1 protein-coding gene is annotated in these 553 nt (G+C 45.0%); it reads left to right on the plus strand.

Features of this window, described 5'->3' with window-relative positions; translation table 11 throughout:
- A partial coding sequence (locus tag RF638_RS16145; protein ID WP_368842477.1) for a DDE-type integrase/transposase/recombinase occupies positions 1–553 on the plus strand: 553 nt, incomplete at both ends.

Genomic DNA, 553 nt, shown 5'->3' on the forward strand with positions numbered 1-553 from the left:
GAAACCTTCAATATTCCTGTGAGAAAAAAATCTGGTACCAAACAGTAAGCTTGCTCCGCACAGAGTGCCAGAGCCAAGGTTTAGGCACTCTATGTGGGCTGTTTGGTTTCACCCGGCAAGCATATAATAAGCGCAATGTCTCTGACGGCTTTGCTGAAGATGTCATTGAGTCTATCATCATTGAAAAGGCACGTGAGTATCGTAAGTCAAATCCTGGCTTAGGAGCTGTAAAGTTGCATGCCATATTGAAACAGATGTTTGAGGATACAGGCTGCTTCCCTGGTCGTGACGCATTTGTTGAGATGCTGCGTAAGCATGGGCTCATGGTGCGTATAAAGCGCCGTAGGCGCTATAAGACAACAGATTCCGACCATAATTACCGCAAATATCCAAACTTGATTAAGGGAGTAGTTCCTACCCATCCGAACCAGATTTGGGCAAGTGACATCACCTATGTTGAAACCAATGAAGGTGTGTGCTACCTCTCGCTTATAACAGACCTGTATTCCCATAAAATCGTTGGATGGGCTGTTGGTCCAACATTAGAAACTGT

The sequence above is a fragment of the Kocuria sp. CPCC 205235 genome, assembly GCF_040980905.1.
GTDB lineage: Bacteria > Actinomycetota > Actinomycetes > Actinomycetales > Micrococcaceae > Kocuria > Kocuria carniphila.